Consider the following 22,002-nt stretch of genomic DNA (forward strand, 5'->3'; position numbering starts at 1 on the left):
CTCAACCTAAACGCCTTGTCAGTTATGGGCTTAATTTCTCGCAAAAGAAATATATTGTCCTGAATAGGACATTATGGCAGCTTCATTGCAGGGGAAACCAGATAAGCCGCCATCGAGCGGCTCAGCACAAAGGGGCGGATGAGATGCACAACCTTAACGACAAACTCGGTTACCGGATCGCGCGCGGCAGCAGTATTGCGGCGTTGGCGGCCGGATTGTTGCTCGCCGTGCCGGCCGCGGCGCAGACCGTCGCCGACACGGAGGCCACGGCCGACGAAGAGATTCTCGTCACCGGATCGCGCATCGCACGCGCCGGCTATGATCAGCCGACGCCGACGACGGTGATCGGCGAAGAAGATCTGCGCCTCGGCGCGCGCCCGAACATCCAGCAGGTATTGAACGACCTTCCGCAAATCCGACCGACCACGACGCCAAGCGTGTCGAACGGCAACACGTCGACCGGTACCGCACCCGTCGACATGCGCGGCCTCGGCTCGAACCGCACGCTCGTGCTGCTCGACGGTCGCCGTTTCGTGGGTGAGGGCAATCTCAATTTCATCCCGACGAATCTGGTCGAGCGCGTCGAGGTCGTGACCGGCGGCGCGTCGGCGGCCTGGGGCTCCGGCGCAGTCGCTGGCGTCGTAAACATCTTGCTCGACAAGGATTATGAAGGCCTCTCGATCGGCGGCAATGTCGGCACTTCGTCGCGCGGCGATGGCTTCCGCTATGGCTTCGATGCGAAATTCGGCACGAGCTTCGCCGACGGGCGCGGTCATTTCATCATCGGCGGCGAATATGTCAAAGACGAGGGCGTGATCCAGCGGAGCACGCGGCAGCAGCTCAACAGCCCCGATTTCATCCCGTCGGGCACGGGGTCGGAACTGGTTCGCGACGTGAATTTCGGCAACGTCACGTTGGGCGGCCTCATCACCAGCGGCGTGCTCGCGGGACAGACCTTCAACGCCGACGGGACGCTGCGGCCTTTCGCGCGTGGCACGAGTGTCGGTGCGGGCGCGTTTCCGCTCCGGATGGTCGGTGGCGCGGACGGCATCAACCTCTATGACACGATTCCGGTTTCGTCCCCGTTCGAGCGGCTGAGCACCTATGCCCGGCTGAGCTACGAAGTGGGCGATGCGACTTTCTGGGTGGATGGCAGCTATGCGCGCGCGGTGTCGAACGCGCCCTTCTTCGGCGATTATACGGTCGGCGGAGCGCTCGGCCTGCCATATCTCACGATCCAGGCGAACAATCCCTATCTGTCGACCGCGATCCGCGATCGGCTTGCCGCCGCCGGGGAGACGAGCTTCACCTTCGGCCGCTATTTCAACGACATCCTGCAACTGCAATTCCGCGGTGAGCGGGTCAGCAAGGAAGGCGCGATCGGCGTCGACGGCACCTTCGGCAACGGCTTCCGCTACAAGGCCTGGTACAGCCATGGCGAGGTCGACAGCGATCAGACGATGGGCAATTCGCGCCTTGTCCGGCAGTTCAACAATGCGATCAACGCGGTATTGAGCGGCGGGCAAATCGTCTGCGCGATCAATGCCGACGCCACCACGGCGAACGACGATGCCGCCTGCCGGCCGCTGAATCCCTTCGGCGCCTTGAATGCGTCCCCCGAAGCGCGCGCCTATGTCACAGGCGCGCAGCGGGCGTTCAGCACCAACAAGCTCGATTCGGTGGGCGCCGAAGTTCAGGGGGATCTATTCTCGCTATGGGCTGGCCCGGTGACCCTCGCGCTCGGCGCCGAGGCGCGCTGGGAAGAACAGGTTTCATCGCGCGAAGACTTCACGGTCGCGAATGCCAGTAATTTCGGCATCCTCGTCTTTTCGACGCCCACGTCGGGCGGGTTCAACGTCAAGGAAGCCTTCGGCGAAGTGCTGTTTCCGCTGCTCAAGCTTGAAAATGCGGTGGAACTCGATTTGAGCGGGGCGGCGCGTTATTCCGATTACAGCACCAGCGGCGGCATCTGGACGTGGAAAGCTGGCGGTACCGCGCGGCTGTTCAACGACCTGCTCCTTCGCGCAACGCGGTCGCGCGACATTCGTTCGCCGGGTATCGGCGAATTGTTCGCGCTCCGGTCGATCAACATCGGGCTGCTCAACGATCAGGACAGGGCTGGGCGGGCCGCAGCGAACCCTGCCTATAATCCGACGCCGTCCGCCGTCACGACCTATACCGGCGGTAACCCCAATCTCGTACCCGAAGTGAGCTATACGACATCGATTGGTGCAACCTATTCGCCGTCGTTTCTGCGCGGCTTCAGCGCCTCGGTCGATTACTACAAGATCAAGATCGACGGTGCGATCACAGCGCTCAACGGGTCAAACCTGACGCTTCTGTGTTCGCGCGGGGTCACCTCTGCCTGCGATAGCGTCACGCGCGATGCGACGGGGACGGTGACGCAGGTTGCGGCCACCCAGCAGAATATCGCAAGCTTCGAGACGAGTGGGCTGGATATGGAGGCATCCTATGTCGTCAACCTGTCGAACGTCAGTTCGGGCCTGCCGGGCAGCCTGCGCATCCGCGCGCTTGCGACCTATGTCGACAAGCTGGTGTTCGATACCGGCATCACGCGCGTCGAGACAGCCGGCGACGTCGGCGATGCGGTGCTGCGTGCAACGCCGAAGTGGCGCGGAACGCTCAGTGCGACCTATGAAGATAGCAGTTTCGGGTTCGACATCCGCGCCCGTTACATCGATGGCGGCAATTACGACCGGACGCGCACGACGCTCATCAACAACAAGATCGCGTCGCGGACCTATGTCGACCTGGGCGCGCGGTTCAAGATTGAGGACCGCTTCACCCTGTTCGCCAACGTCAACAACGTCTTCAACCGCAAGCCGCCGCTGATTACCGTCAACAGCACGCTGTATGACGTGGTCGGCACCTATATGACCGTCGGCGCGAGGGTCAATTTCTGATCGAATCCGTTTTCGGGGCAGTTCGAAGCAAGGTCACGCAGTCCCGGCCTTGCTTCGACTGCCTCGATAAGGGAGCAGGCAGAAGCCTTCGTTTCTACTTCAAGGTCGAGCGGCCGTGACGATGATTTCTACCCGGTAATCGGGCGTCGCCAGACGAACTTCGCCGGTCGCCCGCGTCGGCGCATTGGCGCCGCCAATCCAGTCTTCCCAGACCGCGTTCATCGCGGCGAAATCGGCCATGTCGGCCAACCAGACCATTGCCGTGAGCAGGTGCGACCGGTCCGTGCCGGCTTCGGCGAGCAGCGCGTCGATCGATGCGAGAATGGCGCGTGTTTGCGTGGTCGCGTCCTCGCCCGGTGCGCCAACCTGGCCGGCAAGATAAACGATGCCGCCATGGATCACGGCCTGGCTCATGCGTGGACCTGCATGCAGGCGTTCGATGGTCATATGAATCTCCTTCGTTTGTGGGACCGGCAAATGAAATCATGGTCGCAGGCGTCGCCGCGAGACGACCCCGCGCCAATTTGCCGAAGGGCGGATGACAGGTCGCGAAGAGTTCGGCAATTTGATCATGCGCACGGCGCCACCGCGTCTAGGACCGGCAGCGCCCGAAAGCGCACCTGAAACCTCCCGAATTATGTGATGGTGCCGGCTACAGGATTCGAACCCGTGGCCCCCTGATTACAAATCAGGTGCTCTACCAACTGAGCTAAGCCGGCACTTTTCGCCCTTTGCTTCAAATGACGCCAAAGGTCCAGCCTTCGGTTTGTGCGAGGGCGTCGGTCAGCGGCGATGGCGCCCAAGGCGCCGTGTCGCCGGCTATTGCGCGCAGCCATGCGGCGGTGAGCAGCGCGTCGCTCGCATGGTCGCTGACGGGGCCGGTCAAGCCGCAAGGGGGCGAACCCAGCGCCGCGAGCGCCTTGTCGAGCGCGGCGCCGTCACGGATCTTGCTGCGTCCCGGAGGAAGACCCGCCGCACGCGCGGCAAGGCTGGTATAGATTTCGACCAGCATCGGGCCTGTTCGAGGCACGGGATCGCGGGGCCACAAGGGTATGCGGCCTGTCAGCCGGTGGAGCAGCCGCATCCCCGACAGGCTGGCCTTGCCGACCTGCGCCGCGCCGACGAGGTTGAAATTGCTTACGCTTGCCGCCTGCTTCGTCGTGCGCTGATGCTGTTCGACGACACGCAGTCGCCCCGCGCCGGGCTCGAACAGGTCGCCGGCCGCACCCGTTTGCCGAAAGTGCCGGCGCGCCTCCGGATGCGTGAGAAACCCGCCAGCCTCATAATATGGATCGTCGCCGGCGAACTGCTCGACGAGCGCCCAGAGCGCGCCCATGTCAGCAGGAGTCTCCGTCCAGCCGGGGAAATAGGCGCCATGGTCGGCGAAGGCGAAGGCTGCCGAAAAGTCGAATCCGATCAACATATTCGTGCCCGCCGCCGCGACATCCTCCAGCCAGTTCAGGATTTCGGCGCGCGACCAGACATGCTCGGGCTGCACCAGGGCGGGCGCCGCCGTGTCGCTCGCGACAGCGAGCGCGATCCCGCGCTGCCGTTCTCCGCGTGCACCCGACCAGTCGATGGCGGCGAAATGAGTGAAACGGCGCATCGGGGCGCCTTAGCGCATCCCTATCATCTTGCACAAAGCCTCGCTCCGCCCCACATGCACGCCATGCTGATCGAAACCGAATCGACGCCCAATCCCGCGACGCTCAAATTCCTGCCCGGCCGGGCGGTGATGGAAACGGGGACTCGCGACTTTGCCAGCCCCGAAGAGGCCGAGGCGTCGCCGCTCGCGAGCGCGCTTTTCTCGCTCGGCGATGTGACCGGCGTCTTTTTCGGCCGTGAATTCGTGTCGGTGACGATTGCGCCCGGCGCCGAATGGGCCGACGTAAAGCCAGACGTCCTGGGCATCGTCATGGACCATTTCCTTGCCGAAGTGCCGCTGTTCAACGCCGCGAGCGCGGGCTTTTCGGTGCCGGCCGAGGATGAGGGGTTCGCCGATGATCCCGCCGACGCCGACATCATCGACCAGATCAAGGAACTTATCGAAACGCGCGTCCGTCCTGCGGTCGCCAACGACGGTGGCGACATCGTCTATCGCGGTTTCGACAAGGGCAATGTGTACCTCAAGATGCAGGGCGCCTGCGCGGGATGTCCGTCATCGACCGCAACGCTCAAGAATGGCATCGAGTCCCTCTTGAAACATTATGTGCCTGAGGTAACGGCAGTCCACGCCGTCTGACCAATATTTCCTGAGGAGTTAGCCCATGAGCGAGCCGCTTTCCGACAGCGCTCTCGACCAGCTTTTTCGTACCGCGCGCACCTATAACGGCTATCTCGACAAGCCTGTTTCGGAGACGCAACTGCACGCGATCTGGGATCTGGTGAAATTCGGCCCGACCAGCGCGAACAGCCTGCCGGCGCGGATCGTCTGGTGCGTGAGCGACGAAGCGAAGCAAAAGGTTGCGGCGTTCGCGCTCCCGGCCAATGCCGAAAAGATTCTTGCCGCACCGGTCACCGCGATCATCGCGAGCGACAACGAGTTCTACGAAAATCTGCCCGAACTCTTTCCGCACACCGATGCGCGGAGCTGGTTCGTCGGCAATGATGCGCTGGCGCAGACGACCGCCTTCCGCAATTCGAGCCTGCAGGGCGCCTATTTCATTCTCGCAGCGCGCGCACTTGGTCTCGATACCGGGCCGATGTCGGGCTTCAACAACGCCGCGGTCGACGAAGCCTTCTTCGCCGACCAGCCGCATGTGAAGAGCAATTTCATCTCGACCCTCGGCTATGGCGATCCGGCGACGATCTTCGAACGCAGCCCGCGGCCGGACTTCGCGCGCTTCAACCGCATCGCCTGAGCGAGCGCCTCACCTCCATGCGGTATCTGGTCATCGATTCGGCGAGCGAGGCCTGTTCGGTGGCGCTGCTGGAGGCGGAGGCCGTCGTCGACTATCGTCATGAGATCATCGGCCGCGGTCATGCCGAGCGGCTGGTTCCGCTGATTGCCGAACTTGCCGGCGGCGGACGTGCCGACATCATCGCTGCGGGATGCGGCCCGGGCAGTTTTGCCGGGGTACGTATCGGCGTGGCGGCGGCTCGCGCGCTGGCGCTTGGCTGGCAAGTGCCGGTACGCGGCTTTTCGACGCTCGCGCTCGTCGCGGCAGGGGCAGCCGATGCCATCGCGGCGGCGGGCGGCGGGCTGGTCGTGGTCGAAGGCGGGCATGGTCAATGGTTCGTCCAGCCGTTCGCCGCGGACCTGTTGCCGCGTGCTGAGATTCGCTCGCTTGTGCCGGACGAGGCGGTGTTGATCGAGGGCGAACTCGTCGTCGGAAACCGTGCCGAACCTTTTGTTGAGCGTCGTGGTTCGGGGTGCGCACTTGCGACCTTGCCCGACGCGCGCGCGTTCCTCCGCTTGCCCGCCGCCGCGCTGAACGACCAGCCCAGCCCGATCTATGGCCGCGCCCCCGACGCCAAGCCGATGGCGCCGGCATGACCGCAGACGTTCGCCTTGCCACCGCCCGTGTCGGCGACCTTGCCGCGGTAATGCGCGTAATGGATGCCGCGTTCGAGCCCGCCTATGGCGAAGCGTGGAGCGGGGCGCAGCTTTTGACGTTATTCGCTTTGCCGTCGGCGCGCGTATGCCTCGCATGGGATGGCGAGCGGGCCTGCGGTTTCTCTGCGGCGCGTATCGCCGGTCCCGAAAGCGAATTATTGTTGCTTGCGGTCGATCCGCAGTTTCGAGGCCGCGGTATCGGCGCATTACTGATCGACGACTGGCGCGCTTGGGCCGCTGAACTGGGTGCCGAAGATTATTTCCTTGAAATGCGGGCAGATAATGACGCGGTTCATCTTTATGAATCCGCCGGCTTTAGCGAGTGCGGGCGGCGTCCGGCCTATTATCGTGGTACCGACGGCGTCGTTCGCGACGCAATAACCATGCGGAGATCGGCACGAGAGGCAAAGCCCGACTGATCGGTCATTGCGGAATTCCATCCAAAGTGGCAGTAATCGGGCCGGCGAAAGAACAGATCCAATATTCGCCGACCTTGCTCTTGGGTAATATATACGAGGAATAGTCTCATGTCCGACCAAGCCGATACCAACGAGATGCTCGTTACGCTGACTGCCGACATCGTCGCGGCACATGTCAGCAATAACAGCGTCGCCATTTCAGACCTCTCCCTTTTGATAAATAATGTGCACGCCGCGCTGTCCGGTCTCGGGACCGAAGCAGTCGTCGAGGAAAAGCTGGTGCCGGCGGTGTCGATCCGCACCTCGGTGAAGCCCGACTATATTGTCTGTCTCGAAGACGGCAAAAAGTTGAAGATGCTGCGCCGACACCTGATGACGCATTATGGCATGACCCCCGAAGACTATCGCGCCAAATGGGGGCTTCCCGCCGACTATCCGATGGTTGCCCCGAATTACGCCGAAAAGCGCCGTGCGCTGGCGAAAGAAATCGGCCTCGGCACCAAAGGTCGTGGCGGTGGCCGCAAGCGTAAGCCGAAGGTCTGAGGCACTGCGATATTAGCTCCGGCGGAGCAGGGAAGGGCGGCGTCGTAGGGGTGCCGCCCTTGTCCTATCCGCGGGGCGTGCCTATACAGTTTGTAACAAAGACAGACACGGCTGCATCTGCAGGAAAGGCAAGCATGTCCGGTAACATCGATCTCGAAGCCCTGTGCCACGAAAAGGGGCTGCGTATCACCGAGCAGCGTCGCATCATTGCGCGCGTAATCTCGGATTCGGAGGATCACCCCGACGTCGAGACGCTCTATGAGCGTGCATCAAAGGTCGATAGCGGCATCTCGATCGCCACCGTCTATCGTACCGTCCGCCTGTTCGAAGAGGCGGGCATCCTCGATCGTCACGACTTTGGCGACGGCCGCTCGCGTTACGAAGCCGCGCCCGAGGCGCATCACGATCATCTGATCGACGTCGAAACCGGCAAGGTGATCGAATTCGTCGATCCCGAGCTCGAGGCGTTGCAGAAGGTGATCGCCGAACGGCTGGGCTTCCGCCTCGTCGACCACCGCATGGAGCTTTATGGTGTCGCCATCGATCGCAAGCGCGACTGATCGCAGTACGATTACCTGGCGGACGGTCGCCCGTCTCGCCTTGATGGTGCTGACGCTCCTTTTTCTGATCGTCCCGCACCTTCTCTATCGCGCCGTCGGGCGTCCGTCGCCGATGGTCATGGCCTTCCTAAACGCCGTCGGCTGGATCGCGGGGTTGCGCATCCGCACGACGGGTACGCGGCTCCGGCGCAATGTACTGTTCGTGTCGAACCATGTGAGTTGGCTCGACATTCTCGCTCTGGGCGGTGCCGCACGCTCGGCGTTCGTGTCGAAGGCAGAGGTCGGCACGACGCCGCTCGTTGGCTGGCTCGCCGACCAGAACCACACCGTCTATGTCCAGCGCGAGGCGCGGCGCGAGATTCACAATCAGGCGAACGACCTGCGCAACGCGCTCGCGCGCGGCCGTCCCGTGACGCTCTTTCCCGAAGGTACGACGGGCCCCGGCGACGGACTGCTGCCGTTCCGCGCGTCATTGTTCCAGGCGATGATCCCGACGCCGCCGAACCTGCGCGTTCAGCCGGTGTTTCTCGATTACGGGCCCGAGGCGAGCGACATCGCCTGGCTCGATCCTGAATCCGGGCTCGGCAATTTCAAACGGCTGCTCGCGCGCAAGCGCCCGATCCACCTGACGATCCACTATCTCGATCCGCTTCCCGATATCGTCGAAGGCGACCGAAAACTGCTCGCCGAGGCGGCGCGCGCGACGATCGCGGCGGAAATCGCACGGTCTTCCGCCAGCGCGCCGCATCGCCTATAGCGCGCCGATGAAATCCGACTCTCCTAAAACATTTCACGTCAAATCCTTCGGTTGCCAGATGAACGTCTATGACGGCGAGCGCATGGCCGAGATGCTGGGCGCCGAGGGCTATGTTGCCGCCGCCGATGGCGCCGACGCCGACCTTGTCGTGCTCAACACCTGCCACATCCGCGAAAAGGCGGCCGAGAAAGTCTATTCGGACATCGGCCGGCTGAAGCGCGCCGACGGCAGCACCCCGACGATCGCGGTCGCCGGTTGCGTCGCGCAGGCCGAGGGTGCCGAGATCGCCCGCCGCGCGCCCAGCGTCGATGTCGTCGTCGGCCCGCAGGCCTATCACCGCTTGCCCGACTTGATCGCCCGCGCCGAAAAGGGCGAAAAGGCGATCGATCTCGACATGCCGCTCGAAAGCAAGTTCGGCGCGCTGCCGAAGCGCGCCGGCGGCCAGCGCCCGACCGCTTTCCTGACCGTGCAGGAAGGCTGCGACAAATTCTGCACCTATTGTGTCGTGCCCTACACGCGCGGTGCCGAGATCAGCCGGCCTTATGCGGATCTGATCGCGGAGGCGCGTGCGCTCGTCGCGGGCGGGGTGCGTGAGATCACCTTGCTTGGGCAGAACGTCAACGCATGGGATGGCGAAGACGACAAGGGCAGGGCAATCGGCCTCGACGGGTTGATCCGCGAACTGGCGCGCGAGGATGGTTTGGATCGTATCCGCTATACGACCAGCCACCCCAATGACATGACCGATGGGTTGATCGCCGCGCATGGCGAGATCGACAAGCTGATGCCCTTCCTCCACCTGCCGGTGCAGGCGGGCAGCGACCGCATCCTTGCCGCGATGAACCGCAGCCATTCGGTCGAAAGCTACTTGAAGATCATCGAACGCGTCCGCGCCGTTCGCCCGGATATCGCGATTTCGGGCGACTTCATCGTCGGTTTCCCCGGTGAAAGCGACCAGGATTTCGAGGCGACGCTCGATATCGTCCGCGCCACCAATTATGCGATGGCATATAGCTTCAAATATTCGCGCCGCCCCGGCACCCCCGCCGCGACGATGGAGGGCCAGATCGAAGAGGCGGTGATGAACGACCGCCTCCAGCGATTGCAGGCGCTGCTCAACGAACAGCAGCAGGCGTTCAACGAAGCGACCGTCGGCCGCACGACGCGCCTGCTCCTGGAACGCAAGGGCAAGCTCGACGGCCAGCTCATCGGCAAGTCGCCCTGGCTCCAGTCGGTGCATGTCATCGCGCCGGGGCTGAAGATCGGCGATATGATCGATGTACGGATCACTTCGGCCGGCGCGAACAGTGTCGGCGCCGAAGCCTTGACGGAAGAGGTCGCCTAGTGCGCCTGGCGGAAGCTGTCTCTTCGAAGACACACTCCGTCTCCTTCCGTCGCATTCGCAGTCCGCAAGTCATGGACTCCCGTCTTGGCGGGAGTACAGTCGTGTCGTCGATCGAAGGAGCCTTGCCCATATGTCCAAACGCCCGCTGACCGCCTCCACCCCCGCCGAACCCGGCGACCGCGTCCGACTGACCGCGGAATTTGAGCGAACGCAGCTTTTGGGCATTCTTTTCGGCGAGTTCGACCGCAACCTCGTCGCGATCGAAAACCGCCTTGGCGTCTATATCTCGGCGCGCGGCAATCGCGTGCAGATCGAGGGCGAAGCCGAAGCCGCCGCGCGCGCGCGCGACGTGCTCACCGAACTCTACAACCGCATCGAACAGGGGCAGGAGGTTGACACCGGCCTGGTCGACGGCGTGATCGCGATGTCGGCGCAGCCGACGCTCGCGGGCATCATCCGCCACGACAAGGATGAGGCGCCGCCGATCATGATCCGGACGCGCAAAAAGACGATCGTCCCCCGCGCGCCGTCGCAGGTGCCCTATATGCAGGCGCTTGCGCGCGACGACGTGATTTTCGCGCTTGGTCCGGCGGGCACGGGCAAGACCTATCTCGCGGTTGCGCAGGCGGTGGCGCAGCTCATCACCGGCAGCGTCCAGCGGCTGATTCTTTCGCGCCCCGCGGTCGAGGCGGGCGAAAAGCTGGGCTTCCTGCCCGGTGACATGAAGGAAAAGGTCGATCCTTATCTGCGCCCGCTCTACGACGCGCTCCACGACTGCCTGCCCGCCGAGCAGGTCGAGCGCCGGATTGCGTCGGGCGAGATCGAGATCGCGCCGCTTGCCTTCATGCGCGGGCGCACGCTCGCCGACGCGTTCATTATCCTCGACGAAGCGCAGAATACGACGATCCCACAAATGAAGATGTTCCTGACGCGTTTCGGGATGAACAGCCGCATGGTGATCTGCGGCGACCCGAAACAGGTCGACTTGCCGATCCCCGCAACCTCGGGCCTTGCCGATGCGGTCGGCCGGCTCGAAGGGCTGGAGGGCATCAACGTCAGCTACTTCACCAGCGCCGACGTTGTCCGCCATCCGATCGTCGGGCGCATCGTCGATGCCTATGAGGGGCCGGGAGCTTAGCGCGCGGAACAGCGGCTGTTTGGGGTGGGGAGCTGTCGTTACCCTCTTTGGCTATCGCCCGGCTGAATCCGGATCGGGTCGGCGCGAGGGCGGCGCAATATTCCAAAGTTCAGGAAAGTTCAGCCCTATGAGCGCCCCGATTTGCAAGTCGCGGAGCGCTCGACGTGCGCGGCACGTCCGACCATGGTCGCATCCGCAAGCCGGGTCGCGACCACCTTTTTGTTCACCGAATGAAAGAGCCGGATGAAGGCTGGCACGGCCGAATAATGTAGGAAAGGCCTATTTGAAGGCGATGTCTGTTTTGGGGTGGTGAGCTGACATCCCGTCCCCCCACTTCCGTCATCCCGGGCTTGACCCGGGATCCCGCTTTTTGACGGCACCCACTGGCTTCGATTTCAAGCGGGACCCCGGATCAAGTCCGGGGTGACGAAAAAGGATTGGTCGGCAACCGGTCGTTTCCCATTTGCGCACCCCGGCGAAGGCCGGGGCCCAGGGCTCTGGAGAGCCGAGCTGTGCGGATTGCCGCCCTGGACCCCGGCTTTCGCCGGGGCACACATTACCGTCGTTAGTTTCCGGTCGTTTCTTCGCTCTCGTCATCCCGGGCTCGACCCGGGATCCCGCTTTTTGAGGCACTCTCCGGCTTCGACCTCAAGCGGGACCCCGGGTCAAGCCCGGGGTGACGAGGGGAGAATCTGTCCGCCCCCGGTCGCTACCCGCCTTCATGATTCCGAGCTTGTTTCCGCATTCTCCACGCTTTGCGGCCGGCGGTCGCGCGGGGCCATGCGCCATCATGTCGAAAACGATTCGCAATAGCATCTTGACCCTCTGAATTTGCGCGCCTAGAGCGCCGCTATTGCGAGTCAGTCGCAATCTAACCGGGGGAATTAAATTGAACATCCGATATCTGCCGTCCGTAACCCGCCTTGCCGCGAGCAGCGCGCTGGGCCTCGCGCTCGCCGCGACCGCTACGCCGGCCTTTGCGCAGGACAATGACGGCGAATATTGGGTGTCGCTCAAGAACCGTATCGTCGTCACCGCCACGCGCACCGCCGTGAAGGCCGAGGATATTCCCGTCACTATTACGGTGAAGAGCGACGAACAGATCGCCGACGAACTCGTCACCGATATCCGCGACCTCGTCCGCTTCGAACCCGGCGTCAGCGTCCAGCGCCAGCCCGCGCGCTTCGGCGCCGCGCTCGGCACCACCGGCCGCGCGGGCAACGACAGCTTCAACATCCGCGGCATCGGGGGCAATCGCGTGCTCGTCCAGGTCGACGGCGTCCGCGTTCCCGACGGCTTCAGCTTCGGCGCGCAGGCGTCGGGTCGCGGCGACTATGTCGACCTTGGTCTCGTCAAGTCGGTCGAAATCCTGCGCGGTCCGTCGTCCGCGCTTTATGGAAGTGACGGCCTAGCGGGCGCGGTCAGCTTCATCACCTCGGACCCCGTCGATTTCCTCGAACCCGGCAAGAATGTCGGCGGCCTCCTCCGCGCCGCCTATAGCAGCGCCGACAAGGAATTCAGCGAAACCGCAATCCTTGCGGGACGCAGCGGCGACTGGTCGATCATGGCCGCCTATACGCGGCGCGATCACAAGGAACTCGACAACAAGGGCGATGTTGCGGGCGGCATCTATGTCGACGGCGTCGCGGGCACTTCGGGCAAGGACGCGAACACCGGTCCGCTCCGCACGCGGCCGAACCCCCAGGATGGCCGCTCCAACGCGGCGCTCGCGCGCATCGTCTATGACCCCGCCAACGGCCACAAGATCCGCCTGACCGGTGAATATCTCGACACCGACCTCTACACCAACGGCCTCACCGGCGTCACCGCGACGCGGAATGCGGCGGGCGTCGTCACCGCCAGCGTCGACCGGCTGGAAGCGTGGGACAGCGGAGAGCGCAAGCGCGTCTCGCTCGACTGGAGCTGGGAAGGCGAGGGCGCGATCGATTTCGCCCGCGTCGCGCTCTATTGGCAGGACGGCGAAGACAATCAATATACCGAGGAAGATCGCACCCCCGCGGCCGACCGCACGCGCCTCAACACGTTCGAGAACCGCGTGATCGGCGCCGCGGCTGATGCCCGCGCCGATTTCGCGACCGGCGCGATCGCTCACCGTCTCGTCTTCGGCGGCGACATCAGCAAGACGCGTCAGCGCGGTCTGCGCGACGGCACCGTGCCGCCGTTCGGCGAGGTTTATCCGACACGCGCCTTCCCGAGCACCGATTTCACGCGCGCGGGCCTGTTTGTCGGCGACGAAATCACCATCGCCGACGGACGTCTGATCCTCTATCCGGCGCTGCGTTTCGACTGGTACGACCTGTCGCCCGACGACGATCCGCTGCTGCCGACCTTCGCCGGCGCCAAACAGGACGGCTCGCGCCTGTCGCCAAAGTTCGGCGCGGTGTGGAAGGTCACCGACGAATTCCGCCTGTTCGCCAACTATGCGACGGGCTTCAAGGCACCCGAGCCGGGGCAGGTGAACCAGTTCTTCTCGAACCTCGCGTCGGGCTATACGTCGATCCCGAACCCCGATCTGGGGCCCGAGCGCAGCGAAAGCTTTGAGGGCGGCATCCGCTTTTCGAGCGACGCGATCAGCCTCGACGTCACGGGCTTTTCGGCGCGCTACAAGGATTTCATCAGCCAGGAGCAGGTCGACGGCAGCTTTACGCCCGCCGACCCCGCTATCTTCCAATTCGTGAATCTCGATCGCGTCCGGGTCAAAGGGGCCGAGGCGCGGTTCGAGGGGCGAGCGTCGTCCGGCCTGTATACGACGCTCGCCCTATCCTATGCGAAGGGTGACATCATCGACCCCGACGGCATTCGCTCGCCGCTCGAATCGATCGATCCGCTCAAGCTCGTCGCGGGGGTCGGCTATCGTCAGCCGCAGGGCCGTTTCGGCGGCCAGTTGATCATGACGCACAGCGCACGCAAGGAAGCGTCGCGCACCGCCGGCGGTTACCGCCCCGACGGTTTCACCATCCTCGACGCGACCGCCTTTGTCCGCCTGACCGAGGGGCTGACGCTGCGCGGCGGCGTCTTCAACATCCTCGACAAGAAATATAGCTGGTGGAGCGACGCGCGCGGCCTTGCCAACACGACGCTCATTGGCGGCCGGAACCTGCCGATCGCCGTGATCGCCGACGCCTATACCCAGCCCGGCCGCAACGCGAGCGTGTCGCTCAGCTTCCGCTTTTAAAAAAACGAAAAGGACTGCACCGATGAAAACCTATCGTAAGATCGCCGCCGGGTTGCTGTTGCTGACCGCAGCGCTGCCCATCGCCGCTTCGGCCCATCCGCCGATCGCCGCCGAGGCTGCCGCCGCCAACTTCGAACAGGACCGTGCCGACATCCTCGCGATGGCGGGCAATTACCGCGTCAGCTTTAACATGCAGGAATCGACGCGCTGGGATCCGACGTACGAGGTCCTCGAACCCAAGCGTTCGGGCGGCAATGAGGTCGTGCGCGTCATCGAGGACACCGGCCGCAAGATCAGCCTGCAGCATATGCTCGTCATCACCGGCGACGACGACAAGAGCATGATCATCAAGCATTGGCGCCAGGATTGGGAATATGAACCTGCGAAGGTGCTGGTCTATTCCGACCGCAACGCCTGGACGTGGGAAGATGTGCCCGAAAAGATGCGCACCGGTCGCTGGTCGCAGACGGTGTATCAGGTCGATGATTCCCCAAGATATGGCGGCTGGGGTCAGTTCGAAACGCAGGGCGGCGTCCGCCGCTGGCGCTCGAACTGGACCTGGCGCCCACTGGCGCGCCGCGATGCCGTGCGTAATCCGGTCTACGACCGCTACCTCTCGATCAACCGCCACCAGCCCTCGCCCGACGGCTGGGTCCACTGGCAGGACAATACGAAAATGGGGACGAAGGACGGCAAGCTGGTGCCGATCGTCCAGGAATATGTCCTCAACACCTATATCAAATATGACCAATATGACGTGAAGGCGGCCGACGATTATTGGGCCGCAACCAAGGACTATTGGGCCGCCGTGCGCGCCGAATGGGACCGTGTCGCCGCAGCCAAGGGCGGTATCGCGATCGATGAGGAAGCACAGACGGGCACCGTGATCAGCGGCCGCCTGCTCGAAATGGCCGACGATATTCAGGAAAAGAAGCTGACCACCGCGAAAGCCATCGCCGAGGCGAAAAAGCTGATCGAGACCAACACGCGCAAGCTTTGAAGACCTTCACCATGTGAAGCCCGAAACTGGGGGCGGCTCGCAAGGGCCGCCCCCTATTTTGTGGTGCGGGCGAATGGCGGCAACGGGGTGGTGAGCTGCCCTTTGTGCACCCCGGCGCAAGCCGGGGCCTAGTGCGGAAAGGCAGCGTTGGAATTCTGGGCCCCGGCTTTCGCCGGGGTGCACATCACTATCGTCCGCTTCCGTTCGTTACCCCACTTCCGTCATCCCGGGCCTGACCCGGGATCCCGCTTTTTTGCGCATCTACCGGCCTTCGAGATCAAGCGGGACCCCGGATCAAGTCCTGGGTGACGAAGATGGAGAGGGCAGCTCCCGGTCGACTCCTGCCCATCCGTGTACCCCGGCGAAAGCCGGGGCCCAGTTCGGAAAAGCGCAAGGTTAGTGTTGGAATTTTGGACCCCGGCCTTCGCTAGGGTACACACCTACAACGGCAGCTCCCGACCAAAATCAGCCAGAACCTCGCACAGAAAAAACCGCTTTCCCAATATATCCGGCGATGATCTACCCTTGTGGATGACCGCATCGATCACCCTGCAGAACACTCCTTCGACACTCCGCGCCCGTCATCGCCTTAAGGCGACAAAGGAGATATTCTGGACGCGTACGTCCGTATCTTTTGTCGCCTTAAGGCCGCGAGCGGCCACTTCTCCGGAGGCCGGCGTTCGCCCGACGTTCATCTCCCTTATCCCTGCCACAAGATAGAGTTGGAATGCCTATTTCTTAGCGCCTTCGACACTCCAGATTCCCGCACCGCGCGTCGCGATAAACAGGAAGATGAAGCAGTAGAGGATGATCGTCTCGCCGCCGTTGACGATCGGGAAGGGCCCCTGGCTGCCGTGCGCGACCCAGTAACCGACCGCCGACATGCCGCTCGCGATGAAGGCGGCGGGACGGGTGAACAGGCCGATGATGATCAGCGCGCCCGCGACCAGTTCGATCGTCCCCGCAGCATATAGCATCGGGTTGAGCGGCATCGGAAAGGCGACAGGGAAGTTGAGGAATTTCTGCACCCCGTGCGCGAGGAACAGTACACCCGCAACGATGCGCAGCAATGCATAGGCCTGTTCGCCGAAACCATCGAGAAATTTCATGATTGGACCCCCTCGTTCTGATTATCGAGGTGGGCAAGCTAACCGATTTTTCGGCCCGCGCGAATTTTTTTCGCGATCCATGTCACATCCGCCGATCCTGTCTCGTCAAGTCTGCACAACCCCCATGAAGGAGATATGACATGACCAAGGTAACCGACCCCTACGCCGCCGCCCCGCACCTGATGAAGCAATGGATGGCTGTCAGCCTCGGCGCCGAAAAGAGCCTCGAGCCGAGCCTGATCGAACTGGTGAAGATCCGCTCGTCGATCCTCAACGGCTGCGCCAACTGCATCAACATGCACACTGTCGAAGCCCGCGCGAAGGGCGAGACCGAACAGCGCATCTATCTGCTCTCGGCCTGGCACGAAGCCCCGGTCTATACCGACCGCGAACGCGCGGCACTCGCCTGGACCGACGCCTTGACCAAGCTGTCCGCAGGGCACACACAGAAGGCTGCGAAGGATGCGCTCGAAGCGCATTTCACGCCGGAGGAACAGGTGAATCTGACCGTGATGATCAACGTCATCAATGGCTGGAATCGTATCGCGGTCGGTTTCGACCTTTGGTACGAAAACGGCGCGTTGAAGGCTGCCTGATGACCCCTGAGGGCATCCGCGGCGAAATCGATGCGGCAGCGGACGCAGCGGGGAGTTTCGACCCGCTGCGCCCGCTCCTCACGCGCGTGGCCTACCGCATGCTCGGCTCGGTCGCGGATGCCGAGGATGTGGTGCAGGATGCCTTCATTCGCTGGCTCGGCACCGACCGCAGCGCCGTGCGCGAGCCCGCGGCCTTCCTGCGGCGGACCGTGACGCGTCTCTGCCTCGACCAGATAAAGTCGGCACGCAGTCAGCGCGAGACCTATGTCGGCCCCTGGCTCCCCGATCCGCTGGTCGAGGAGGAGGAAGAGGACGACGTCACGCTGCCGCTGATGATCGCGCTCGAACGGCTGTCGCCGCTCGAACGTGCCGCCTTCCTGCTCCACGACGTCTTCGGCGTCGAGTTCGAAGAGGTCGCCAAGACGATCGACCGCGACCCCGCCGCGACGCGCCAGCTTGCGGCGCGCGCGCGAACCCACGTCCGCGACGCGCGCCCGCGCTACAAGCTTGAAAAAGAGCAGGGGCTTCAGATCGCCAACGCCTTTTTCGCGGCATCGCGCAGCGGCGACATGGGCGCGCTCGGCGCGCTGCTTGCCGCCGATGTCGGCATGTGGGCCGACGGTGGCGGCAAGCGCCCCGCCGCGATGGGCCCCGTCCTCGGCCATGACATCGTGCTGAAACTGCATCGCAGCCTGGCGGTGCTGTTCGGAAAATACGGCTCGACGCTCGTCCACGCCGGCACGATCAACGGGCTGCCGGGCTTCGTCACGCGCGAAGCCGACGGCGAACTGCAGACGACGGCGCTGGAAATCGAGGACGGCAAGATCACTGCCATCTATGTCATGCGCAACCCCGACAAGCTGAAGCATATGCACTGACGTCGCGCGGGCGACTACAGGCCGAATTGTCCGGCGATCGTATCGAGATATTGCTCGATCGGCATCGCGCTCCGCATCGCCATAAGGCCATTGCCTTCGGCGCCGATGACGGCCCGGAATGGGCTGTCCGGATCGACAGCGGCCGTATGGATCGCGTCGATAATCACCTGGGGGTCGTCGAGGCGCGCGGGATCGACCGACGCGAACATGGCTTCGAGCTGTCCGACCAGCGGGTCGTAATCGCGGATTTCGTCCGAACGGTGGAAGATCATATTGTCGCGGAATTTATTGCCCGTGAAGCCGCCTGGTTCGACGAGGCGCAGGCGGATATTGAACGGGCGCAGCTCATAATGGAGGCCCTCGATCAGCCCTTCGAGCGCGAATTTTGACATGTTGTAGAGCGACCCAGTCGGCACCGCACTTGTCAGGCCCATATAAGAACTGACATTGACGATGGCGCCGGCCTTTCTTTCCCGGAAATGCGGCAGGATTGCGCGGATGACGTTGATCGGGCCGCGCACATTGACCGCATATTGCCAGTCGATCGTTGCCTCCTCGGCAAGTTCGAGCGGCCCATAGGCGCCCGCGCCGGCATTGTTCACCACCGCGTCGATGGCGCCGAAGCGATCGATCGCGGCTGCCACGGCAGCCCGGACCGAGGCGACGTCGGTCACGTCGAGTGGAATCACCGCGACATTTTTCAGGTCCCTGAACGTCTCGTCCCTCTCGGGCGAGCGCATCGTCGCGGCGACATTCCAACCTTGCTTCGCGAAATGGAGGGCGGTCATTCGGCCAAGGCCGCTGCTGGTGCCGGTAATCAGGATCGTGGGGGACGTCATCGATATTCTCCTTGTTGTGCGGGATCGGTAAGTTATGGAATGATTGTTCCAGAAATGATCAAAAAAAGGGGGTCAGCGAAGCGCCCGCAGGGCGAGTTCTCCGAGCAATTGCAGTTGCTTCTGGTCGGCGCCCCCGCGCGCGGCGATGCGTATTCCCGCAAAGCTGCTGTCAAAGAAGCCCGCGACCGCCACCGGGTCCAAATCTGCGGCAAGGTCACCCTGCTCCTTCGCTTCGCGAACGCGTTCCGCGATCGCGTCGTACAAAACAGCCGCGGCGGAGTTTTTGATCTCTTCCAGATCGGCGCGGCTCGTCCCGAACTCGCAGATCGAACCAACGCCGAGGCAGGGATTCGACGCCTCCACAACGACGCGATCCATCATGGCACGGATGCCATCGATGGCGCGCTCTTCCCTTCGCAGCGTTTGGAGATGCGCCTGGACTTCGGTCGTGGTGTAGCGCCTTAGCGCGGCGCAATAGAGCTGCCATTTGTCGCCGAAGCTATCATAAAGGCTCTGCCGGCCGATCCCCATTGCGCCGACGAGCATCGATGCCGACGATCCCTCATACCCATGATCGCGAAATACAGCGACTGCCGCGTCCAGCGCCTCATCGGTATCGAATGCCTTGGGTCGTGCCATGAGGGACCAAATAGGAATTATGGAACGATCAGTCAATAACTGAATGGGCAAGTGCCGCATCAGTTCATTTCGACGATGTTTGGCTCCATGGCTTTTTATCTGTCCTACACCGCATCCCCGCTATAGCGTCGACCCATGAACCACGACAGAATCCCCGTACCGCCTGCGACACGAAAAACGCGATTTGCGAGTGAAGTTGCGCAGTTTTCCGCTGATTTCTTCGCGGGAGCAATTCGGTGCTGAGCGTCGAAACCTATGCCGCGACGCCTTGGCCCGATCCGCTGGATTGGGAGGTGCGGGCGGGGCAGGCGGTCGCCGCGGCGCTTGCGCTGACGCCCTATGCCTCGCTCGCCGACGCCGCGCCGCTCGTCGAGGTATCGGTGCGACTGACCGACGACGCCGAGGTCCACACGCTCAACCGCGATTTTCGCGGCAAGGACAAGCCGACCAACGTCCTCTCCTTTCCGCAGGTACAGGCCGACCTCCTCATCGCCATGTCGAACAGCGACGACGGCGAAATCCTGCTCGGCGACATCGTGTTGGCGCGCGAAACCTGCGCGCGCGAAGCGGAGGAAAAGGGGATTTCGATCCCCGATCACGCGACGCATCTGATCGTCCACGGCACGCTGCATCTTGTCGGTTACGACCATATGGACGACGGGTCGGCGGCCGCCATGGAGGCGCTTGAGGTGAAAGCGCTTGCATCGCTGGGCATCGCCAATCCATATGCGGATCAGGATTAACAGGGAAAAGCCATTATCTATGCCCGACGACCAGGGATCTTCGAACCGATCGGAAGAGGACAGTAGTAGACCCGGATTATTCTCCGGGCTGAAAACCCTGTTGTTCGGCGGCGACAAGGAACCGTCGCTGCGCGAACAGATCGAAGAGGTCATCGACGAGGCCGAAGAGGAAGGGCAGGAACGGCGCGGGAGCAGCGTCGTCGGCGACCTGTCGCCGATCGAGCGCAAGATGCTGCGTAACCTACTTCACTTTGGCGAGCAGACGGTCGACGATGTCGCGGTACCGCGCGCCGACATCATCGCGATCCCCGAAAGCGCGAGCTTTGCCGATATCGTCGCGCTGTTTGCCGAGGCGGGGCATAGCCGTCTGCCGGTCTACCGCGAAAATCTGGACGAAGTCGTCGGGATGATCCACGTCAAGGACGTGTTCGCGGTGCTTGCGGAGGGGCGGACGCCGCCGCCGCTGCTCGACCTCATCCGCCAGCCGCTTTACGTTCCGCAATCGATGGGCGTGCTCGACCTGCTCGCCGAGATGCGCGCCAAGCGCACCCATCTCGCGATCGTGATCGACGAATATTCGGGCACCGAGGGGCTGCTGACGATCGAGGATCTGGTCGAGGAAATCGTCGGCGAGATCGAGGACGAGCATGACGACGAGCCGACCGCGCTTTTCGCACCCGGCGAGGGCGGCTGCTGGGAAGCCGATGCGCGCGCCGAACTCGACGATATCGGGGAGGCGATCGACCCGCGGCTTGCCGAGGTCGAGGAAGATGTCGATACGCTGGGCGGCCTTGCCGCCGTGCTGGCCGGCCATGTTCCAGAGGTCGGCGAAATCCTGCAGCATCCGAGCGGCTGGCGCATCGAGGTGACCGAGGCCGACGAACGCCGCGTGCACCGTTTGCGCCTTCACCCGCCGGTGGTGGTCGACCTTGAGGCGCCGTCGGAGACCGGGGACTAGCGCGCCGGTTATTCGGGACCGATATTGATCACATTATAGCGCAGCGCTTCGGCCATAGTCAGGCATCGGCGCGTCGAACGGTCGCTTTCGGTCGCCACCGACTTTTGCCGGTACATGATGTCGGACAGCAGGTCGCGTGATACGTCGAGACGGATCAGCAGATCATTGTCCTCAGTCGCCATCAAGGCGGCCTCGCGCTCGACGTCGCTGATCAATTCGGTGGTGGACTCGGCGCCCAGTGCGACGCTTGACTGAATGGCGTTCTTGTCGCCGGTCATCGTGAACATATGGACCATGAAATAACCGCCCGGGTCGATCGTGCGTGCACGGCCGCCCATGAAGACGAAATTGCACGCGCTGAAACAGGTCCAACCCGCTGGAATTCGTGTCACCATTTGCCGCTCTTTGCTGAATTTGCGGATCAGCAATCCTGCGGCATTGCCGGCGCGCGCATCGCCACCCGGCGAACGAATCCAGATTTCGCTGATCGACGGATTGTCGGTCAGAACCTTCTCAAGCCGCGCGGGAAGTTCGCTGTCGACGCGCCCTTCGGCCAGCAGCACGGTTTCGCCGCTGCGCTGGAACGGGGTCAGCACCATCGTTCTATAGTCCGACCAATTGGGCTTGGCGGGGCAAGTGGGGTTGTCGGGATCCATGCCGGGCGGGGTCGCGGCAGTGCATGCGAGCGTCGCGACAAGCGCAGCGATCGATTTGATCCAACGGTTCATACGATCATCCCCAGCAACGTGCAGACCCCCGACCGCACACGCGGTCATGCTATGTCATCGCCGCAGCCAAAACA

The 22,002-nt window shown here is 63.2% G+C and carries 22 protein-coding genes and 1 tRNA gene; 16 read left to right on the forward strand and 7 right to left on the reverse strand.

Annotation, left to right across the window (positions count from 1 at the left end; all coding sequences use genetic code 11):
- Positions 1-143 precede the first annotated feature (143 nt).
- Complete coding sequence (locus SC1_RS04600) at positions 144-2,924, forward strand: TonB-dependent siderophore receptor (protein ID WP_062178195.1); 2,781 nt, start codon at positions 144-146, stop codon at positions 2,922-2,924.
- 99 nt (positions 2,925-3,023) lie between these two features.
- Here the strand turns inward: SC1_RS04600 and SC1_RS04605 are convergent, their stop codons facing one another.
- The 3 genes from SC1_RS04605 to SC1_RS04615 form a co-directional block, all read right to left on the reverse strand.
- On the reverse strand, positions 3,024-3,371 hold the full coding sequence (locus SC1_RS04605) for a RidA family protein (protein WP_062178197.1): 348 nt from the start codon (positions 3,369-3,371) through the stop codon (positions 3,024-3,026).
- Positions 3,372-3,567: 196 nt separating this feature from the next.
- Positions 3,568-3,643, reverse strand: a tRNA-Thr gene (locus tag SC1_RS04610).
- 17 nt (positions 3,644-3,660) lie between these two features.
- Complete coding sequence (locus tag SC1_RS04615) at positions 3,661-4,530, reverse strand: hypothetical protein (RefSeq protein ID WP_062178199.1); 870 nt, start codon at positions 4,528-4,530, stop codon at positions 3,661-3,663.
- Positions 4,531-4,593: 63 nt separating this feature from the next.
- Between SC1_RS04615 and SC1_RS21790 the strand changes: the two genes are divergently transcribed.
- From SC1_RS21790 to SC1_RS04670, 11 genes are all read left to right on the forward strand, one after another.
- A complete protein-coding gene (locus tag SC1_RS21790; RefSeq protein ID WP_062183568.1) occupies positions 4,594-5,166 on the forward strand; it encodes a NifU family protein in 573 nt (190 codons plus the stop codon).
- Positions 5,167-5,191: 25 nt separating this feature from the next.
- Positions 5,192-5,785 carry a malonic semialdehyde reductase gene (locus SC1_RS04625; RefSeq protein ID WP_062178201.1) on the forward strand — a complete coding sequence of 198 codons (594 nt, stop codon included), beginning with the start codon at positions 5,192-5,194 and terminating at the stop codon, positions 5,783-5,785.
- Between the two features lie 17 nt (positions 5,786-5,802).
- Complete coding sequence (gene tsaB, locus SC1_RS04630; RefSeq protein ID WP_062178204.1) at positions 5,803-6,420, forward strand: tRNA (adenosine(37)-N6)-threonylcarbamoyltransferase complex dimerization subunit type 1 TsaB; 618 nt, start codon at positions 5,803-5,805, stop codon at positions 6,418-6,420.
- Complete coding sequence (locus tag SC1_RS04635) at positions 6,417-6,899, forward strand: GNAT family N-acetyltransferase (protein ID WP_238586571.1); 483 nt, start codon at positions 6,417-6,419, stop codon at positions 6,897-6,899. The genes tsaB and SC1_RS04635 overlap by 4 nt, the downstream gene beginning before the upstream one ends.
- Positions 6,900-7,007: 108 nt before the next feature.
- Positions 7,008-7,442: a MucR family transcriptional regulator gene (locus SC1_RS04640; protein ID WP_062178207.1), complete on the forward strand. Its 435-nt coding sequence runs from the start codon at positions 7,008-7,010 to the stop codon at positions 7,440-7,442.
- A 134-nt stretch (positions 7,443-7,576) separates the two neighbouring features.
- Positions 7,577-8,002: a Fur family transcriptional regulator gene (locus SC1_RS04645; RefSeq protein WP_056369183.1), complete on the forward strand. Its 426-nt coding sequence runs from the start codon at positions 7,577-7,579 to the stop codon at positions 8,000-8,002.
- On the forward strand, positions 7,971-8,759 hold the full coding sequence (locus SC1_RS04650) for a 1-acyl-sn-glycerol-3-phosphate acyltransferase (protein WP_238586572.1): 789 nt from the start codon (positions 7,971-7,973) through the stop codon (positions 8,757-8,759). Before SC1_RS04645 ends, SC1_RS04650 begins: the two co-directional genes overlap by 32 nt.
- 7 nt (positions 8,760-8,766) lie before the next feature.
- Positions 8,767-10,104, forward strand: a complete 1,338-nt coding sequence (gene miaB / locus SC1_RS04655) for a tRNA (N6-isopentenyl adenosine(37)-C2)-methylthiotransferase MiaB (RefSeq protein WP_062178210.1) — start codon at positions 8,767-8,769, stop codon at positions 10,102-10,104.
- A gap of 130 nt (positions 10,105-10,234) precedes the next feature.
- A complete protein-coding gene (locus tag SC1_RS04660; RefSeq protein WP_062178213.1) occupies positions 10,235-11,242 on the forward strand; it encodes a PhoH family protein in 1,008 nt (335 codons plus the stop codon).
- A gap of 889 nt (positions 11,243-12,131) precedes the next feature.
- The gene (locus SC1_RS04665; RefSeq protein ID WP_238586574.1) at positions 12,132-14,438 is read left to right on the forward strand and encodes a TonB-dependent hemoglobin/transferrin/lactoferrin family receptor; all 2,307 of its coding nucleotides are present in this window, start codon (positions 12,132-12,134) and stop codon (positions 14,436-14,438) included.
- Positions 14,439-14,460: 22 nt separating this feature from the next.
- Entirely contained in the window at positions 14,461-15,438 is a 978-nt protein-coding gene (locus tag SC1_RS04670; protein WP_062178216.1) for a DUF6607 family protein, read from the forward strand.
- A 731-nt stretch (positions 15,439-16,169) separates the two neighbouring features.
- Here SC1_RS04670 and SC1_RS04675 read toward each other — a convergent pair.
- Positions 16,170-16,547 (reverse strand): DoxX family protein, encoded by a 378-nt coding sequence (locus SC1_RS04675; protein ID WP_062178219.1) that lies wholly within the window; start codon positions 16,545-16,547, stop codon positions 16,170-16,172.
- A gap of 140 nt (positions 16,548-16,687) precedes the next feature.
- Between SC1_RS04675 and SC1_RS04680 the strand changes: the two genes are divergently transcribed.
- Together SC1_RS04680 and SC1_RS04685 are read left to right on the forward strand one after the other, a co-directional pair.
- The gene (locus SC1_RS04680; RefSeq protein ID WP_062178222.1) at positions 16,688-17,143 is read left to right on the forward strand and encodes a carboxymuconolactone decarboxylase family protein; all 456 of its coding nucleotides are present in this window, start codon (positions 16,688-16,690) and stop codon (positions 17,141-17,143) included.
- Entirely contained in the window at positions 17,143-18,021 is an 879-nt protein-coding gene (locus tag SC1_RS04685; protein ID WP_062178224.1) for a sigma-70 family RNA polymerase sigma factor, read from the forward strand. The genes SC1_RS04680 and SC1_RS04685 overlap by 1 nt, the downstream gene beginning before the upstream one ends.
- Positions 18,022-18,035: 14 nt before the next feature.
- Here SC1_RS04685 and SC1_RS04690 read toward each other — a convergent pair whose 3' ends face one another.
- Positions 18,036-18,860, reverse strand: coding sequence for an SDR family oxidoreductase (locus SC1_RS04690; protein ID WP_062178225.1), 825 nt, complete (start codon positions 18,858-18,860; stop codon positions 18,036-18,038).
- Between the two features lie 72 nt (positions 18,861-18,932).
- Entirely contained in the window at positions 18,933-19,559 is a 627-nt protein-coding gene (locus SC1_RS04695; protein WP_238586575.1) for a TetR/AcrR family transcriptional regulator, read from the reverse strand.
- A 176-nt stretch (positions 19,560-19,735) separates the two neighbouring features.
- On the opposite strand from SC1_RS04695, the gene ybeY reads away from it, so the two are divergent.
- Both ybeY and SC1_RS04705 read left to right on the forward strand, forming a co-directional pair.
- A complete protein-coding gene (gene ybeY, locus SC1_RS04700) occupies positions 19,736-20,242 on the forward strand; it encodes an rRNA maturation RNase YbeY (protein ID WP_062178231.1) in 507 nt (168 codons plus the stop codon).
- Between the two features lie 19 nt (positions 20,243-20,261).
- The gene (locus SC1_RS04705) at positions 20,262-21,200 is read left to right on the forward strand and encodes a hemolysin family protein (RefSeq protein WP_062178234.1); all 939 of its coding nucleotides are present in this window, start codon (positions 20,262-20,264) and stop codon (positions 21,198-21,200) included.
- A gap of 8 nt (positions 21,201-21,208) precedes the next feature.
- Here SC1_RS04705 and SC1_RS04710 read toward each other — a convergent pair whose 3' ends face one another.
- A complete protein-coding gene (locus SC1_RS04710; protein ID WP_062183580.1) occupies positions 21,209-21,928 on the reverse strand; it encodes a hypothetical protein in 720 nt (239 codons plus the stop codon).
- Positions 21,929-22,002 lie beyond the last annotated feature (74 nt).

Origin of the sequence: Sphingopyxis sp. C-1 (assembly GCF_001047015.1) — a bacterium.
In the GTDB taxonomy this organism is placed as follows: Bacteria; Pseudomonadota; Alphaproteobacteria; order Sphingomonadales; family Sphingomonadaceae; genus Sphingopyxis.

Coding starts and splice junctions, on each gene's coding strand:
- tsaB (WP_062178204.1), top strand. CDS start 5,803: ATGCGGTATCTGGTCATCGATTCGGCGAGCGAGGCCTGTTCGGTGGCG.
- SC1_RS04660 (WP_062178213.1), top strand. CDS start 10,235: ATGTCCAAACGCCCGCTGACCGCCTCCACCCCCGCCGAACCCGGCGAC.
- SC1_RS21790 (WP_062183568.1), top strand. CDS start 4,594: ATGCTGATCGAAACCGAATCGACGCCCAATCCCGCGACGCTCAAATTC.
- SC1_RS04645 (WP_056369183.1), top strand. CDS start 7,577: ATGTCCGGTAACATCGATCTCGAAGCCCTGTGCCACGAAAAGGGGCTG.
- SC1_RS04710 (WP_062183580.1), bottom strand. CDS start 21,928: ATGAACCGTTGGATCAAATCGATCGCTGCGCTTGTCGCGACGCTCGCA.
- SC1_RS04685 (WP_062178224.1), top strand. CDS start 17,143: ATGACCCCTGAGGGCATCCGCGGCGAAATCGATGCGGCAGCGGACGCA.
- SC1_RS04680 (WP_062178222.1), top strand. CDS start 16,688: ATGACCAAGGTAACCGACCCCTACGCCGCCGCCCCGCACCTGATGAAG.
- SC1_RS04600 (WP_062178195.1), top strand. CDS start 144: ATGCACAACCTTAACGACAAACTCGGTTACCGGATCGCGCGCGGCAGC.
- SC1_RS04640 (WP_062178207.1), top strand. CDS start 7,008: ATGTCCGACCAAGCCGATACCAACGAGATGCTCGTTACGCTGACTGCC.
- SC1_RS04675 (WP_062178219.1), bottom strand. CDS start 16,547: ATGAAATTTCTCGATGGTTTCGGCGAACAGGCCTATGCATTGCTGCGC.
- SC1_RS04670 (WP_062178216.1), top strand. CDS start 14,461: ATGAAAACCTATCGTAAGATCGCCGCCGGGTTGCTGTTGCTGACCGCA.
- SC1_RS04695 (WP_238586575.1), bottom strand. CDS start 19,559: ATGCGGCACTTGCCCATTCAGTTATTGACTGATCGTTCCATAATTCCT.
- miaB (WP_062178210.1), top strand. CDS start 8,767: ATGAAATCCGACTCTCCTAAAACATTTCACGTCAAATCCTTCGGTTGC.
- SC1_RS04650 (WP_238586572.1), top strand. CDS start 7,971: ATGGTGTCGCCATCGATCGCAAGCGCGACTGATCGCAGTACGATTACC.
- SC1_RS04690 (WP_062178225.1), bottom strand. CDS start 18,860: ATGACGTCCCCCACGATCCTGATTACCGGCACCAGCAGCGGCCTTGGC.
- SC1_RS04635 (WP_238586571.1), top strand. CDS start 6,417: ATGACCGCAGACGTTCGCCTTGCCACCGCCCGTGTCGGCGACCTTGCC.
- SC1_RS04625 (WP_062178201.1), top strand. CDS start 5,192: ATGAGCGAGCCGCTTTCCGACAGCGCTCTCGACCAGCTTTTTCGTACC.
- SC1_RS04605 (WP_062178197.1), bottom strand. CDS start 3,371: ATGACCATCGAACGCCTGCATGCAGGTCCACGCATGAGCCAGGCCGTG.
- SC1_RS04705 (WP_062178234.1), top strand. CDS start 20,262: ATGCCCGACGACCAGGGATCTTCGAACCGATCGGAAGAGGACAGTAGT.
- SC1_RS04615 (WP_062178199.1), bottom strand. CDS start 4,530: ATGCGCCGTTTCACTCATTTCGCCGCCATCGACTGGTCGGGTGCACGC.